This is a genomic window from Paraburkholderia sp. GAS42 (assembly GCF_050436565.1).
Classification (GTDB): domain Bacteria; phylum Pseudomonadota; class Gammaproteobacteria; order Burkholderiales; family Burkholderiaceae; genus Paraburkholderia.
In genome coordinates this window covers 1-12,107 of sequence record NZ_JBNDML010000048.1, presented here as the reverse complement: position 1 = coordinate 12,107, position 12,107 = coordinate 1, and the positions used below count along the sequence as shown (strand labels likewise).

Here is a 12,107-nt window from a genome sequence, read left to right as displayed (position 1 = left end):
TCCTCCCTCGAGGCTTGTCCAACGCCTGCCCGCATGCGTCATCGTGCCCTCATGGTGCAGCAGACAAGGGCAGGCGTCGAACAACCCTTAACGGGTAGCGCCAGTGGCCGTCAGGCAGAGACCGGCCAGGAGCGGTCCGTCATCCCCAACCGAAAAACGTCCGTTGTTGTTGGGCCAAGCGCCATTCGCGGGGAAACGGCTTCGAGTCATCGATGTGTTGCCTGACCGGAATCCAGGGGAGTGCTCCTGGCAGCCATCCTCTCAGCCATCCACGCTTGCAGCGATTTCACCGCTGGTTGAAGCTCTTCCGCCTTGGGGTGTACGAGATAGTATCCGTTGGACAACGGCAGCGCTTTGTCGAACGGTTCAACAAGCGACCCTTCAGCGAGCTCGGCTTCCACCAAGATGGGACTTGTCAGGACCAGCCCTTGCGCGTGCACGGCCGCCTCGATTGCCATCAAGGACTGGTCGAACTGAATGCCGTTGATCGCCTCGATCTGCGCATCGGCAAGACTGCTGAAGCGTGTCAGCCACACCCTCCAGTGAGGATGCAGCGTGTTGTGAAGCAGCGTCGCGGATTGAAAATCTTCGGGTCGCTTCAATTTCCACTTCTTCGCGTAAGCCGGGCTGCAGTATGCACGTGCCTCGTCGGTGTAAAGCAGTTGCACCGCGAGTTGCGGATCGATGCCGTCGAAATATCGGACCGCGAGGTCAACGGCGTCGAATTCAAAATCGACAAGCGTGGTGGTCGTGTTCAAGCTCAATGCGATTCCCGGGTGAGCTTGCAGAAAGTCGGCCATTCGAGGGGCGAACCACTTTGCGGCAAAGCTCGGCGGCATCGATAGCCGAACGCCCTTGTTGTGACGCTCCCGCAGGCGGCGGCTGGCATGGATGATCTCCAGGAGCGCCGGCTGGATCCGTGCGAAATACGCGCGACCTTCCACGGTCGGCGTTACCTGTCGTATCTGCCGTACGAACAGGGCGACACCGAGCCAGTCTTCGAGCTTCTGGATCTGCTGGCCCACCGCACCGGGCGTCACGTTCAGTTCCTGGGCAGCCAGAGAAAAACTGCCGAGCCGCATGGCAGCTTCCAGAGCCACCAAGGCTTTCATTGGAGGAATGGGTTGCATAGCGCAGTTTTTCTATTGCATGGAAGAAATTAAATCATTTGTAGCGCATAGGCGGCATGAAGACAATCAAGACTCTAAGCTCTCCATCGAGATTATCGCCATGAACCCCGCCTACCTCGCCTTCGCCGCGCTCGGCCTCATCTGGGGCACCAACTTCATGTTCATGAAGTGGGCGAGCGTCGACATATCGGCATCCCAGATCGTATTTCTTCGGACGCTGTTCGGCTTCCTGCCAATCCTCGCCATGGCGCTGTTCAGTGGTGAGCTGAAATGGCGTCATCTGCGCCACGCGCATCATTTCTTCGTGATGTCGCTTCTCGCCACTGTGGTCTACTACTACGCATTCGCGAAGGGGGCCGCGCTGCTTCTGTCCAGCGTGGCCGGCATGCTGAGCGGCGCGATCCCGCTGTTTTCTTTTGTCGTCGCCTGGGTGCTATTGCGGCAGGAACGCCCGACCGCGCGGATGATCGTCGGCATCGCGAGTGGATTCGCCGGCGTGCTGCTGATCGCGCAGCCGTGGAATGCGCACGGCGCAGGCGTCAATTTGCTCGGGGTGTCCTACATGGTCGCCGGCTCGCTGAGCGTCGGATGCTCGTTCGTCTACGCGCGACGCTTTCTCACCAGCCTCGACCTTTCACCGCTGGCGCTGTCGACCTGGCAGATCGGTTTCGCGCTCGTTGTGATCAGCGGCGTCACAGACTTCCACGGTATGGCACGTGTAACGGGTGACACGCGTGCCGCGCTTGGGCTCGTCCTGGGTCTCGGGCTGACTGGAACCGGAGTCGCCTACATTCTGTATTACTTCATCGTCAGGCGGCTCGGCGCGGTCGCGGCTTCCAGCGTGACATATATCCCGCCTGTCATTGCCTTGCTGCTGGGATTGTCGATCGGCCACGAACCGATGCGACCACTCGATCTGCTCGCAATGGCGGCTATCTTCGCGGGGGTGTATCTGCTGTAGAGCCGGCGGCGCGCGATGCCAGCTGCCGCTTCGCGGACGCGATCGGCGCTCAGTTGAGTATGGCGGCTTTCGTCGAATCATTTCGACCGGTGTCCGAGGCACATATGTGTCAGGGCGACTGTGGTATCAGCGCAGACTGAGCGTGCCGACGCGGCGGCGGAATGAGCGTCCAAGAAAGACCCTGAACTACGAGACGCCCGCCGAACGATTTCACCAATCTGTTGCATCCACCGGTTGAATCCGCAGTTCGTAAGCCGACGGCCGCGGGCAACGCGGTGAATGTCCCGTCAGGGTCGCGTGCGGTCCATCGACGACAGGCAGTGACCGGGCAGTTCCCGTCATTCCTCTGCCTGAGCAAATGGACGCCCATATGGCCGATGCGCTTCGGCAGCTAACATTTGCCTCTCAGTGTTGCCCCGAACGGGGCGGCCGGCTGCATACAGCCATCGGAGCTTCCGCTAGAGGGATGGACATACGCAAGGGATCTCACGCTCCATGTTCCATACAAATTGTGATTACCCGTCCGGTAGCCGCCATGACCTTCGTCTCTTGCACGAAAGGGCGGGTGAAAACAAGGCGGCCGATTACCTTGACCCGCTCCCGCCGTTCCCGCTCCCGCCGTTCCCGCCCCCGCCGTTCCCGCCTGCGCCTGCGCCCGAACCGCCTGCTCCTGCGCCGTGACCGCCTGCGCCTGAACCGCCCGCGCCTGAACCGCCCGCGCCTGAACCGCCTGCACCTGCACCCGAACCGCCTGCACCTGCACCTGAACCGCCTGCACCTGCACCCGAACCGCCTGCACCTGCACCTGCACCTGCGCCCGAACCGCCTGCGCCCGAACCGCCTGCACCTGCGCCCGAACCGCCTGCGCCTGCGCCCGAACCGCCTGCGCCTGCACCCGAACCGCCTGCGCCGTGACCGCCTGCGCCCAAACCGCCTGCGCCCGCGCCCGAACCGTCTGCGCCCGAACCGCCTCCGCCGTGAGCGCCTGCAGGCTGTCCTTCAGCCAACTGCAGTGAAGCAGAATTCGGAGAAGGTGCACCGCGGTGATCGAACGAAGCGGAAGAAACGGGCGGGGCGAGCTCAGCACTGTCAATTGCAGCTCCCCGGGCAGGAGGTGACGATGATCTCGCGACATGACCGGACGAAGACGCCTGTTGCGTTGGCGATGTGGGTGGGGTGATCCCGGGCGCATGCCGCGCGATTGCGCTCACGTGCGGCGCCCAATGGCGGCGATTCTGTGTGGCGGCATAGCTTGCTTGACCAGGCCCTCGTGTAACCGACTGCGGCGCAACAGAATCCGCAGTAGGTCCAGCGCGGTGATCGGACGGAGCGGAAGACACAGGCGGGGCGAGCTCAGCACTGGCAACCGCGGTTCCGCGAGCGGGAGGCGACGATGATAGTGCGACATGACCGGACCAAGACGTGAGTCGCGCTGGCGACGTGGGTCCGATGATCTCGAGCGCCTGATCATAGTCGAACCGATCGCCATACGCGATGATACCCATGACCCCGACAGCCAATGCGCTTGCCGACGCAACCCAAAGCACAAGGCGTCTGCCCCGCGCAGGCGGTGCGGCCTTGATGTCTGCATCGGGGCGGCCTGCACCCGAATGCGCAAGCTCGAACTGTCTGAACATTTCAACACGCTTCGGATCGTTTCGTCTGATCCTTCCATTCACTACTTTCATGTGCCGTCCCCTTGCGGAGTGCTCATCGAAATGAGCCGCGGGATCCCGAACCAGGTGTGTGAAGCCGCCGGAACCATCTGGCAAGTGACGCACCGGTCGGCGTGCGGTTTCGTTTGACCGTTCTGCGTGTTCCCCTGGTTCCGCCACGGCAATGCGAGCGGTGTACCAGGTTTTCTATCGTGAGCCTTGAGCTATGAAAACGCTCGTGACAGACACTGCCAGAACCGATGGATAGCCAGCATTCGCTGTGCCTGTTAGGCCGAACCCGAATTGAATTGTGGGATCGTGCACATAGCATGGGCCTACACGATCCGACAGGACCTGCGCCAGGCGAGGCGGGGGTCGAACTGGTAAAAGATGCAAAGAGAATGATCTATTTGTGAACCTGCCCAAAACCTTGACGCGGAAATAAGGCAAATCCGGGGATGGCTTGCGACTAACACGACAAAAGAAGCGGAAGCTCTAAACGACGGACGTCGCAAGGCAATCGAAGCGCCGGGTAAAAGTTTGCTACCCAATACCATTCATGTGAAGAAGCCGGGGTGACGTAGCAGCACATTCGAGCGTTTGCTACATCACGCAAAGGTTGTTGTTATCCGGTTACAAATTCGGAAGCAGGCTCACGCTGCCTACCTGCCGAATGTCGGCAACGGGTCGGCTACGGAAGTTCGTCGTGGAAGGGGGTTCGGCCAGGCCCGGACGGTCGCGGGGAGCACCGGATCGCCGGCTGTCAGTGGCCCCTCTGCTGATCGAGCGCGCGACAGGCCGACTACCGCTGTAGGCGATTCAGGGTCAACGATGTATTGCGACAGACCGCCGGGTCTGGGGCGTCGGGCTATGCTTTTTTGAAATCACATAAAAAAACAATCAGCACATTGCCGTGCAAAAGCACTTTCAGCAAAGCAACGGAGCATGACCATGGCGTGGAACAGTGCATCTTTCGAGTCGATTCTCGCGATGATCATAGCGGTTCTGTTCGCGGTTGCTGGGGCGGTCAATCTCGCAGGACGCGGCGCGGTGAAGCGCGACTTCGCACGCTGGGGTTACCCGGCATGGTTTCATTTGCTCTGCGGCGCTCTTGAGCTGTTGTGCGCGGCACTTCTTTTTGGACAACAAACCAGAGTTTTGGGCCTGACGCTGGCCGGTGCGATCCTGGTCGCCGTGCTCTTCACGTTGCTACGAAACCGGGAGCCGTTCGGGCATCTCGCCCCGGCGTTGATCTTCTCGGCTCTCGTTGTGGTTACTGTGGCGCTCCGCGGTTGAGGCCTGCTCGCCACCAGGCGAGTGAGCCCGGGACGCTAACAGGCCGCGCGGGCAATCCGTGCTGCATGTACTTGAAATACGCACATGGATAGCCGCATTGGAGCAACTCCAATTTGATCACGTGCGTCACGTGCCGGTCGTCGTCGTAACCCTTATGCAAAGCAGCGAGTCACATCAAATGGCTTCTGCTCCTTCAGCATATGGAAACACGCATGCGCCAGCTTGTGTGCCAGTGCCTTGCGCGCGACCACGGTGTTTGTTCTGGCCTTTTTGCGCTCATAGAAGCGCTTGGCTTCGTCGTTATAGCGCAGCGCAAAGTTGGCCGCCTCGATGAACGCCCAGCACAGGTATGGATTTCCCCTTCACCCTTTTTCTTGCCGTTGCTTATGCGCTGGCTGTCCACGCACCGCGCATAGGAAGCGAAGTTACCGGCGCTGGCGAAACGGTCGATGGTCCCGGTTTCCAGCACGATGACGGTGGCAAGCGTTCGGCCAATGCCGGGCACCGTGGTCAGCAGGGCGTAGTCGGGATGTGGCGCGACTTCCTCCCGAAGACGCCTTTCCACGATATTGATCTGTTCGCAGAGCGTCGTGATGACCGCGACGTTCGCCTGAACCGCGAGCGCCACGTCGTTTGGCAGGTGCAGCTGGTCGACAGCCGCCGGGTCCAGATGCTTGACCTGATCGCTCGTGATTCGCCGGCATTCCCGTCACGCACTTGCGCATAGGTTGCGGCGCTGCTGGGCTTCGAATGACGGCTCCGGAGCTGGACGTGTGACACCTCTGGGTCGCGTGTCGCCGATCGCCCGCTCACGAGTTTCGAGCTACGTACGTATGCACACCGCATGAGACAGCATCCAGCCCAAAAGCTGCAGTTGGGCCGACTCTTCCAGATTGGTGACAATACCAGTGCGCACCGACAGCACCCTAAAGATTCATGCTCGGGTGCCGATATGCAGATCGGCGCGCCCATCTTGCAGCGCGTTAGCCGGCGCGCACGGAAACACTCGGGTTGCGATAAGTCGATAGAGGATTGATAGAGTATGCAGATCAAGAAGACCAGCGCCCTGACCGGCGTGTCATTGGCATCCATCGGACTGTTGTCCGGGTGCGTCCAGTTCGTGTCCGTTAAGGATATAGCTAGCGACAAGCCAGGGTATCTCGCGACGCACTTCAGCATCGAATCATTGCCCACTGGGGTGCGCGACAAACTACCCGCTCCTGGTGCGCACACGCTGCCGTTCAAGATATTGACAATGTCGGGCACGCTGTCAGGGCACGTCGGTGCCGTCGCGATGAAGAACGATTTCAAAGCCACGCTGATTAACGCGAAGGACACGGGTTTGGTCCAGCAAGTGCTCGAGACGTCAGCTAACGACGTACCGAGCGGCGCGACGTTCAGCCTTTCGTACCTCAACATGTACAGCCTGAAACAGGAGACGGCTTCATACTCGCAGACGATGGCCTTCATTCCGTTCGTCGTGCATGACAGCGACAATAACCAGTTCGCGTTCGATGCACCAAAGGAAGATACAACGTACACCACGACGTTCAAGATCGGCACGACGGTTCAAATCGCCAACTTCCGCACTACCGTGTCGAGCTGTCACACAGGCCACTACTATCCGGCTTCGCAGGTCAACGCCGCGCTGACCGGCAAGGCGATCGACCTCGACTGCGAGGACACCAGGGACGGCATCATCCAGAACAAGACGCGTCGTACGTATCTGACCGAATACGGCGTTGGACTGAGCCGTTCGCTCGCGACATCGACCGCGAAATTCGATTGGACGTATAGCGACTTCGAAAAGGACGGCGAGAAAGCGCCTACCCGTTTCGGCAAGCCGGCGAGCGACAAACCCATCTGATCCGGACGCGTTTTTCCCAGACGTGCCTTTTCGAGCCCCGCCGATTGCGAGGCGAGGATCTCTCGCTTCACATCGCCCGTCGACCTCGAAGCTGCAGTATCGATACTGTTCGGGTGTCATCGCCTGACCTCCTGGGCCTTTCACTCGAGCGGAACCGTCAGGCGGTCGATCACGGCACCCGTCTGAGGGCGTACACCACGCCACCATGCGAATGCTTCTGCTGCCTGCTCCACCAGCATCCCGACTCCGTCCGCGACACTCTGCACACCCGCATTCCGCGCGAGTCTCAGGAAGGGCGTCAACCGCTTGCCGTAGGCGAGTTCGTATGCCGCACCCGCGGGACTGAAAACGCTCGGTGGAACCGGCGGCAGATCGCCGGTCAGACTGGCCGACGTCGCGTTGACCACCAGATCGAACCGTCCCATCGCTTCAAGTTCGCCGTATCCACAGGCGACCAGCGGACCGCTCGTAGCGACCCGTGCGACCAGCGCCTTGACCTTTGCGATATCTCTGTTAGCGACGACCAGTTCGGCGGGTCGCGCGGCAAGGAAGGGCAGCAATGCGCCACGCAGTGCGCCGCCCGCGCCGAGAATAAGCACGCGCTTGCCGGCCATCGGCAAACTCAGGTTGACTTCGATATCGCGCACCAGGCCGACGCCATCAAAATTCTCGGCGATGATCCGGCCGTCCTTAAAGCTCAGCGCATTGGCGGCGCCAGCCAGTTCCGCCCGTTCGCTGCGTTCGCCGGCCATTGCAAATGCTTTCAGCTTGAACGGCGCGGTCACGTTCATGCCTTTGCCGCCCGCTGCGATGAACGCGCGCACGGTCTCGGCGAATGCGTTCTGCGGCTCCAGTGGACCTTCGATTGCCGTATAGGACATGTCCTGCTGCGTCTCCTGCGCAAAGAGACCGTGGATCAGCGGGGATTTCGTATGGCCGATCGGATTGCCAATCACTGCATACTGGTCAGTCATCATGGCCTCACTTTCGAATACAACACGCCATCAGATTGCATCGCGTCGATCTCGGCTGCGCAGAAGCCCAGCGATTGCGCCACTTCCGCGTTGTGCTGACCGAGATCGGGCGCGACCTCGCGGATCGTCGTGTCGCAGTCGGAGAAACGGAACGGCAGGTTCGGCAGGCGCAACTTGCCGTAGCGCGGGTGCTCCTGCTCGACCACCATGCCTCGCGCGACGATCTGCGGATCGGCGAGCACTTCGTCGATGCGCTGCACCTTCGCGCAAGGCACGTCGATGTCATCCAGCAGTTCAAGCACCTGTGCGACGGGTCGGTTTGCCACCCAGGGCTTCACGACGGACAGAATGTCCAACCGGTTCGCATTGCGTCCCGCGAGGGTGTGAAAGCGTGTGTCGGTGCCAAAACCGTCCGGTCCGCCGTGCGACTCGACCAGGGCGGCGAAGCGCTGCCACGCGTCGTCCACCTGCGCTGCGATCACGAGGTCGCCGTCGGCGGCACGGAACACGCCGTAGAGCGTTGACGTGGGCATGTCGTGACCAGTCTGTTCAGGGACGATGCCTTGCATCGTGTAGCACTGCACCGCGTATTCATGCATCGACACCAGCGCGTCGTACAGCGCCATGTCGATGTGCTGACCGCGGCCGCTCTTCACGCGACCAAGCAGCGCGGCATTGATCGCGGCCACCGCGTGAATGCCGGTGTACATGTCGCCGAGCGAAATACGCATCAGCGGCGGCGGTTCACCGGGAGTGCCGATCATCTGCATGATCCCGCTCTTCGCTTCGGCAATCAGGCCGAAACCGGCGCGATGCGCATCGGGTCCCGTGTGGCCGTAGGCCGAGATTGAGCAGTAGACGAGGCCCGGATTGCGCGCGGACAGTTCGTCATAACCCAGCCCGAGCTTGTTCAGTGCACCCGGCCGGTAGTTCTCGACGAATACGTCTGCCGAGTCGCACAGCCGCTGCATGAATTCCTTGCCGCGCCGATCTCGCATGTTGACGCTGACACCGCGCTTGCCCATGTTGAGTTGCAGGAAATAGCCGCTCTGTTCGTCGTCGAGCACAGTCGCGTGCTGACGCCCTGCGTCGCCGCTGCCAGGACGCTCAACCTTGATGACTTCGGCGCCTAGCGCCGCGAGACAGCGTCCAACATACGGACCGGCCAGAAAATGGCTGTAATCGACGACGCGAATACCTTCGAGAGGACGTGCTTGCATCAGAATGCTCCCGGTCGGCGCGGCACCATCAGACGATGCTCGCCATGCTGAACGACATTTCCGTCCTGATTAATCAGTTCGGACGGCAGTACGACGATCCCCCAGTCGGGACGGCTCTTGCTTGCCCGCATCGCGCCCACGCGGAACTTGACATGCAGCACGTCATTGACCTTGATCGGCAGGTTGAAGTCCCACGTCCACCCGAGCGACATGCCGGGCAGGAAGCGGTAGTCGCTTTGCGTCTTGAGCCCATCGGCGATAGACAGGCCAAACAGACCGTGTGCGACGATCGAACCGAAGTGGCTCGCGTTCGCGTATTCCTCGTCCACATGAACCGGTGTGTGATCGCCCGTGAGGTCGGCGTAGGCCAGGATGCGTTCTTTGGTTACGGTATAGGTTGGGCTCACGCACTCGTCGCCTTCGCGGGCGTTATCCCAGTATTTTTCAATGATCGTCATGTCACACCTCTGAACGCGGATTGATCGCCAGCGCCTGCGCGACGCGGGTGGCAGGCCTGGCCTGAATCAGTTCGACAGCAAGGCCGTCCGGCAGGCGCAACCAGTTGCGTCCCTGTGGCATTTCGCTGACGTCATACTTTTGCGCGGCAGCCAGCGCGGCCTCCATGTCTTCGCACATGACACCCAGGTGGCCCAGGCGGCCTTCAGGCGCGTCATGCTGCGGGTTATGGATGAATTGCAGACCGCCGAGCGTCCAGTACTGACGGGGTTCCTCGACGGTGCCGTCGACCTCGCGCATCGTCATGCCGAGAACGTCTTCGAAAAAACGGATGTGCCAGTGGATGTCCTTCACCCAGATGGCGACATGCTCCAGATAAGCCTTGCTGCCGTTCATGCGGTTGTCTCCCTGTGTTGTCGGTCGGTCATGGCGCGCTCGATGCCCTTGATGCACGCCACCAGCGTCGCGTTGACGGGCGTCGGCACGCCGTGCCGTTGTCCCCAGCGCACGACCGCGCCGTTGATAAAGTCGATTTCGGTGATGGAGCCTTTTTCGAGGCTTTGCAGCATCGAAGTCTTGAAGGTGGCGGATAGTCCCTCGCCGGCGAGGGTCCACGGGCGTTCGGGATCGGTGGTGGAGAGCGTTACGCCTGCGGCCTGGGCGACCGCGATCGCTTCGGCGACCGCTGCGAGCGCCGCCGTCTTCAGAAGCGGTTCGTCGTAAAGCTGACCGTAGGTCAGGCCCGTGGTGCCCGTCAGCGCGCCGGTTGCGACATTGACCAGCAGCTTGTCCCACATCGTGCCGACGATGTTGTCGCTGACCGCGGTGGCCAGTCCGGCGGCGTTGAAGGTTTCAGCGATCGCCGTCACGCGGGAGGTGATCCGGCCATCGAGTTCGCCGATGTAAGTCGCCTTGCCGGCGACGCCGGACTCGATGTGCCCCGGATTGCGCATCACGCCGCCGACGTACGTCTTGCCGGCCAGCACGCGCTCGCGCCCCACGATGTCGGCGAGCACATCTTCGTGCCCAAGGCCGTTCTGCAACGACAGGACCAGCGTGTCGGGTCCGATCAGCGCGAGGGCGCCGCGCATCGCCGCATCGGTATGAAATGACTTGACCAGCACGACGACCAGATCGACGGCGCCGGCCTCCGCGGCCCGCGTCGCCGCGCGGACTTTCACGCGACGCGAGCCGTTCGCATCGTCTACGCATAGACCATCGCGTCGCATGGCCTCTATGTGTGCCGCCGAGCGGTTCAGCAGCCAGACTTCGTTGCCGCCTTCGGTCAGCGCCGCGCCAATGGCGCAGCCCAGCGCACCCGCACCCAGAATCGCAATCTTCACTGTCGTCTCCATAATCTGGAGATCAAGATACGATTCGGCGCTCATGTCCGCAATGCAATGGATACAATGACGTCATTGCGCCAGACAATATTGCTATGAACCCGGCAGAACTCCCCGATCTGAAGCTGCTGCAGCTTTTCGATCTTCTCTACGATGTCCGCAGCGTCACACGCGTCGCGGAGCAGCTCGGACAGAGTCAGCCGACGATCAGCATCTGGCTCGGGCGTTTGCGGGAGCATCTGCAAGACCCGCTGTTCATACGTACGCCTGGCGGTATGGCACCGACGCCGCAAGCCGATGCGCTTATCGGCCCGTGCAGGGAGATTCTTGAATCACTGCGGCGCTTCCTTGCGTGGGAGATTGCATTCGATCCCACCACCGCAAAGCGGCGGTTCCGCATCTGCATGACCGACGCGAGCCACATCACGTTGCTTCCTCGAATGCTGGCGCACGTGCGCGCGCAGGCGCCGGGGATCCGCCTCGAAGCGGCCAGGATCGACGGCAATACCGAACGCGCGCTGGAATCAGGTGAGGCAGACCTTGCGATCGGTCACGTGCCCTGGCTCGGCGGCAACATTTACCAGCAGCAGTTGTACACGCAGGACTGGGTGTGTCTGATGAATAAGCATCATCCGCGCGTGCGCGGAAAGGTCGGGCTTAAGCAGTACCGCGCGGAAGGCCATGTCGCCATCGTGGCAGGGACCGGGGCGCAACTGCTGGAGCAGGCTCTTGTGCGCGAGCACGTTGAGAGGGACGTTGTACTCGAGCTGCCGGGTTTTCTCGGGCTCGGGGCCATCATCAAGAGCACCGACCTGATTGCCACGCTGCCGCGGCATATCGGCGAGACGCTGGCGACGGTGAATGACCTGTCGGTGCATCCGTGTCCGATACCGGTGGAGGGATTTGCGGTGCGGCAGCACTGGCACGCCCGCTATCACCACGAAGCGGGAAATCGCTGGCTGCGCGATCTGGTGGTTCAGCTATTCAGCAGTTTGCGGTGACTTTTCGCGGGACTGCGTTTGTCGCGGCGTCCTGAGAGGCTCTGCCTTATTGCTGTGCGGAGAACAGGTCTCGCGCTTACGTCTTCCACAACGCGAACTCCCCATGCGCGAGTAATGAGATGGTCACCCCCGCCCTGCGCGCGGGTAGTGCGGTAGGGTGTTCTCTTTTCCTGGGAGGCCATCATGCAAGATGTAACGCTGGTT

13 protein-coding genes are annotated in these 12,107 nt (G+C 61.4%); 6 read left to right on the top strand and 7 right to left on the bottom strand.

Going from position 1 to position 12,107, the window contains the following annotated elements; all coding sequences use genetic code 11:
• Positions 1-206: 206 nt before the first annotated feature.
• Entirely contained in the window at positions 207-1,130 is a 924-nt protein-coding gene (locus P3T16_RS34285) for a LysR substrate-binding domain-containing protein (RefSeq protein WP_429345597.1), read from the bottom strand.
• A gap of 100 nt (positions 1,131-1,230) precedes the next feature.
• Between P3T16_RS34285 and P3T16_RS34280 the strand changes: the two genes are divergently transcribed.
• The 3 genes from P3T16_RS34280 to P3T16_RS34270 all read left to right on the top strand — a co-directional run bounded on the left by P3T16_RS34280 (position 1,231) and on the right by P3T16_RS34270 (position 5,042).
• A complete protein-coding gene (locus P3T16_RS34280; protein WP_429345596.1) occupies positions 1,231-2,091 on the top strand; it encodes a DMT family transporter in 861 nt (286 codons plus the stop codon).
• Between the two features lie 535 nt (positions 2,092-2,626).
• Complete coding sequence (locus tag P3T16_RS34275; protein WP_429345595.1) at positions 2,627-3,271, top strand: hypothetical protein; 645 nt, start codon at positions 2,627-2,629, stop codon at positions 3,269-3,271.
• A 1,426-nt stretch (positions 3,272-4,697) separates the two neighbouring features.
• The gene (locus P3T16_RS34270; RefSeq protein ID WP_429345594.1) at positions 4,698-5,042 is read left to right on the top strand and encodes a DoxX family protein; all 345 of its coding nucleotides are present in this window, start codon (positions 4,698-4,700) and stop codon (positions 5,040-5,042) included.
• A 193-nt stretch (positions 5,043-5,235) separates the two neighbouring features.
• On the opposite strand, the gene P3T16_RS34265 is transcribed toward P3T16_RS34270, so the two are convergent.
• A complete protein-coding gene (locus P3T16_RS34265) occupies positions 5,236-5,511 on the bottom strand; it encodes a transposase (RefSeq protein ID WP_429345599.1) in 276 nt (91 codons plus the stop codon).
• Between P3T16_RS34265 and P3T16_RS34260 the strand changes: the two genes are divergently transcribed.
• Together P3T16_RS34260 and P3T16_RS34255 are read left to right on the top strand one after the other, a co-directional pair.
• Positions 5,392-5,769: a hypothetical protein gene (locus P3T16_RS34260; RefSeq protein WP_429345600.1), complete on the top strand. Its 378-nt coding sequence runs from the start codon at positions 5,392-5,394 to the stop codon at positions 5,767-5,769. The genes P3T16_RS34265 and P3T16_RS34260 overlap by 120 nt on opposite strands.
• Before the next feature lie 315 nt (positions 5,770-6,084).
• The gene (locus tag P3T16_RS34255; protein ID WP_429345593.1) at positions 6,085-6,909 is read left to right on the top strand and encodes a hypothetical protein; all 825 of its coding nucleotides are present in this window, start codon (positions 6,085-6,087) and stop codon (positions 6,907-6,909) included.
• 140 nt (positions 6,910-7,049) lie between these two features.
• Here the strand turns inward: P3T16_RS34255 and aroE are convergent, their stop codons facing one another.
• The 5 genes from aroE to P3T16_RS34230 are packed head-to-tail and all read right to left on the bottom strand — an operon-like array spanning position 7,050 to position 10,902.
• Positions 7,050-7,883: a shikimate dehydrogenase gene (aroE, locus tag P3T16_RS34250; protein WP_429345598.1), complete on the bottom strand. Its 834-nt coding sequence runs from the start codon at positions 7,881-7,883 to the stop codon at positions 7,050-7,052.
• On the bottom strand, positions 7,883-9,103 hold the full coding sequence (locus P3T16_RS34245) for a CaiB/BaiF CoA transferase family protein (RefSeq protein WP_429345592.1): 1,221 nt from the start codon (positions 9,101-9,103) through the stop codon (positions 7,883-7,885). Before P3T16_RS34245 ends, aroE begins: the two co-directional genes overlap by 1 nt.
• Positions 9,103-9,561, bottom strand: a complete 459-nt coding sequence (locus P3T16_RS34240; protein ID WP_429257315.1) for a MaoC family dehydratase — start codon at positions 9,559-9,561, stop codon at positions 9,103-9,105. The genes P3T16_RS34245 and P3T16_RS34240 overlap by 1 nt, the downstream gene beginning before the upstream one ends.
• 1 nt (position 9,562) lies before the next feature.
• Positions 9,563-9,955, bottom strand: a complete 393-nt coding sequence (locus tag P3T16_RS34235) for a VOC family protein (protein WP_429257316.1) — start codon at positions 9,953-9,955, stop codon at positions 9,563-9,565.
• Entirely contained in the window at positions 9,952-10,902 is a 951-nt protein-coding gene (locus P3T16_RS34230; protein WP_429345591.1) for a ketopantoate reductase family protein, read from the bottom strand. The genes P3T16_RS34235 and P3T16_RS34230 overlap by 4 nt, the downstream gene beginning before the upstream one ends.
• Positions 10,903-10,997: 95 nt before the next feature.
• On the opposite strand from P3T16_RS34230, the gene P3T16_RS34225 reads away from it, so the two are divergent.
• The gene (locus P3T16_RS34225; protein WP_429345590.1) at positions 10,998-11,903 is read left to right on the top strand and encodes a LysR family transcriptional regulator; all 906 of its coding nucleotides are present in this window, start codon (positions 10,998-11,000) and stop codon (positions 11,901-11,903) included.
• Positions 11,904-12,107 lie beyond the last annotated feature (204 nt).

Coding starts and splice junctions, on each gene's coding strand:
- P3T16_RS34285 (WP_429345597.1), bottom strand. CDS start 1,130: ATGCAACCCATTCCTCCAATGAAAGCCTTGGTGGCTCTGGAAGCTGCC.
- P3T16_RS34280 (WP_429345596.1), top strand. CDS start 1,231: ATGAACCCCGCCTACCTCGCCTTCGCCGCGCTCGGCCTCATCTGGGGC.
- P3T16_RS34275 (WP_429345595.1), top strand. CDS start 2,627: ATGACCTTCGTCTCTTGCACGAAAGGGCGGGTGAAAACAAGGCGGCCG.
- P3T16_RS34270 (WP_429345594.1), top strand. CDS start 4,698: ATGGCGTGGAACAGTGCATCTTTCGAGTCGATTCTCGCGATGATCATA.
- P3T16_RS34260 (WP_429345600.1), top strand. CDS start 5,392: ATGGATTTCCCCTTCACCCTTTTTCTTGCCGTTGCTTATGCGCTGGCT.
- P3T16_RS34255 (WP_429345593.1), top strand. CDS start 6,085: ATGCAGATCAAGAAGACCAGCGCCCTGACCGGCGTGTCATTGGCATCC.
- aroE (WP_429345598.1), bottom strand. CDS start 7,883: ATGACTGACCAGTATGCAGTGATTGGCAATCCGATCGGCCATACGAAA.
- P3T16_RS34245 (WP_429345592.1), bottom strand. CDS start 9,103: ATGCAAGCACGTCCTCTCGAAGGTATTCGCGTCGTCGATTACAGCCAT.
- P3T16_RS34240 (WP_429257315.1), bottom strand. CDS start 9,561: ATGACGATCATTGAAAAATACTGGGATAACGCCCGCGAAGGCGACGAG.
- P3T16_RS34235 (WP_429257316.1), bottom strand. CDS start 9,955: ATGAACGGCAGCAAGGCTTATCTGGAGCATGTCGCCATCTGGGTGAAG.
- P3T16_RS34225 (WP_429345590.1), top strand. CDS start 10,998: ATGAACCCGGCAGAACTCCCCGATCTGAAGCTGCTGCAGCTTTTCGAT.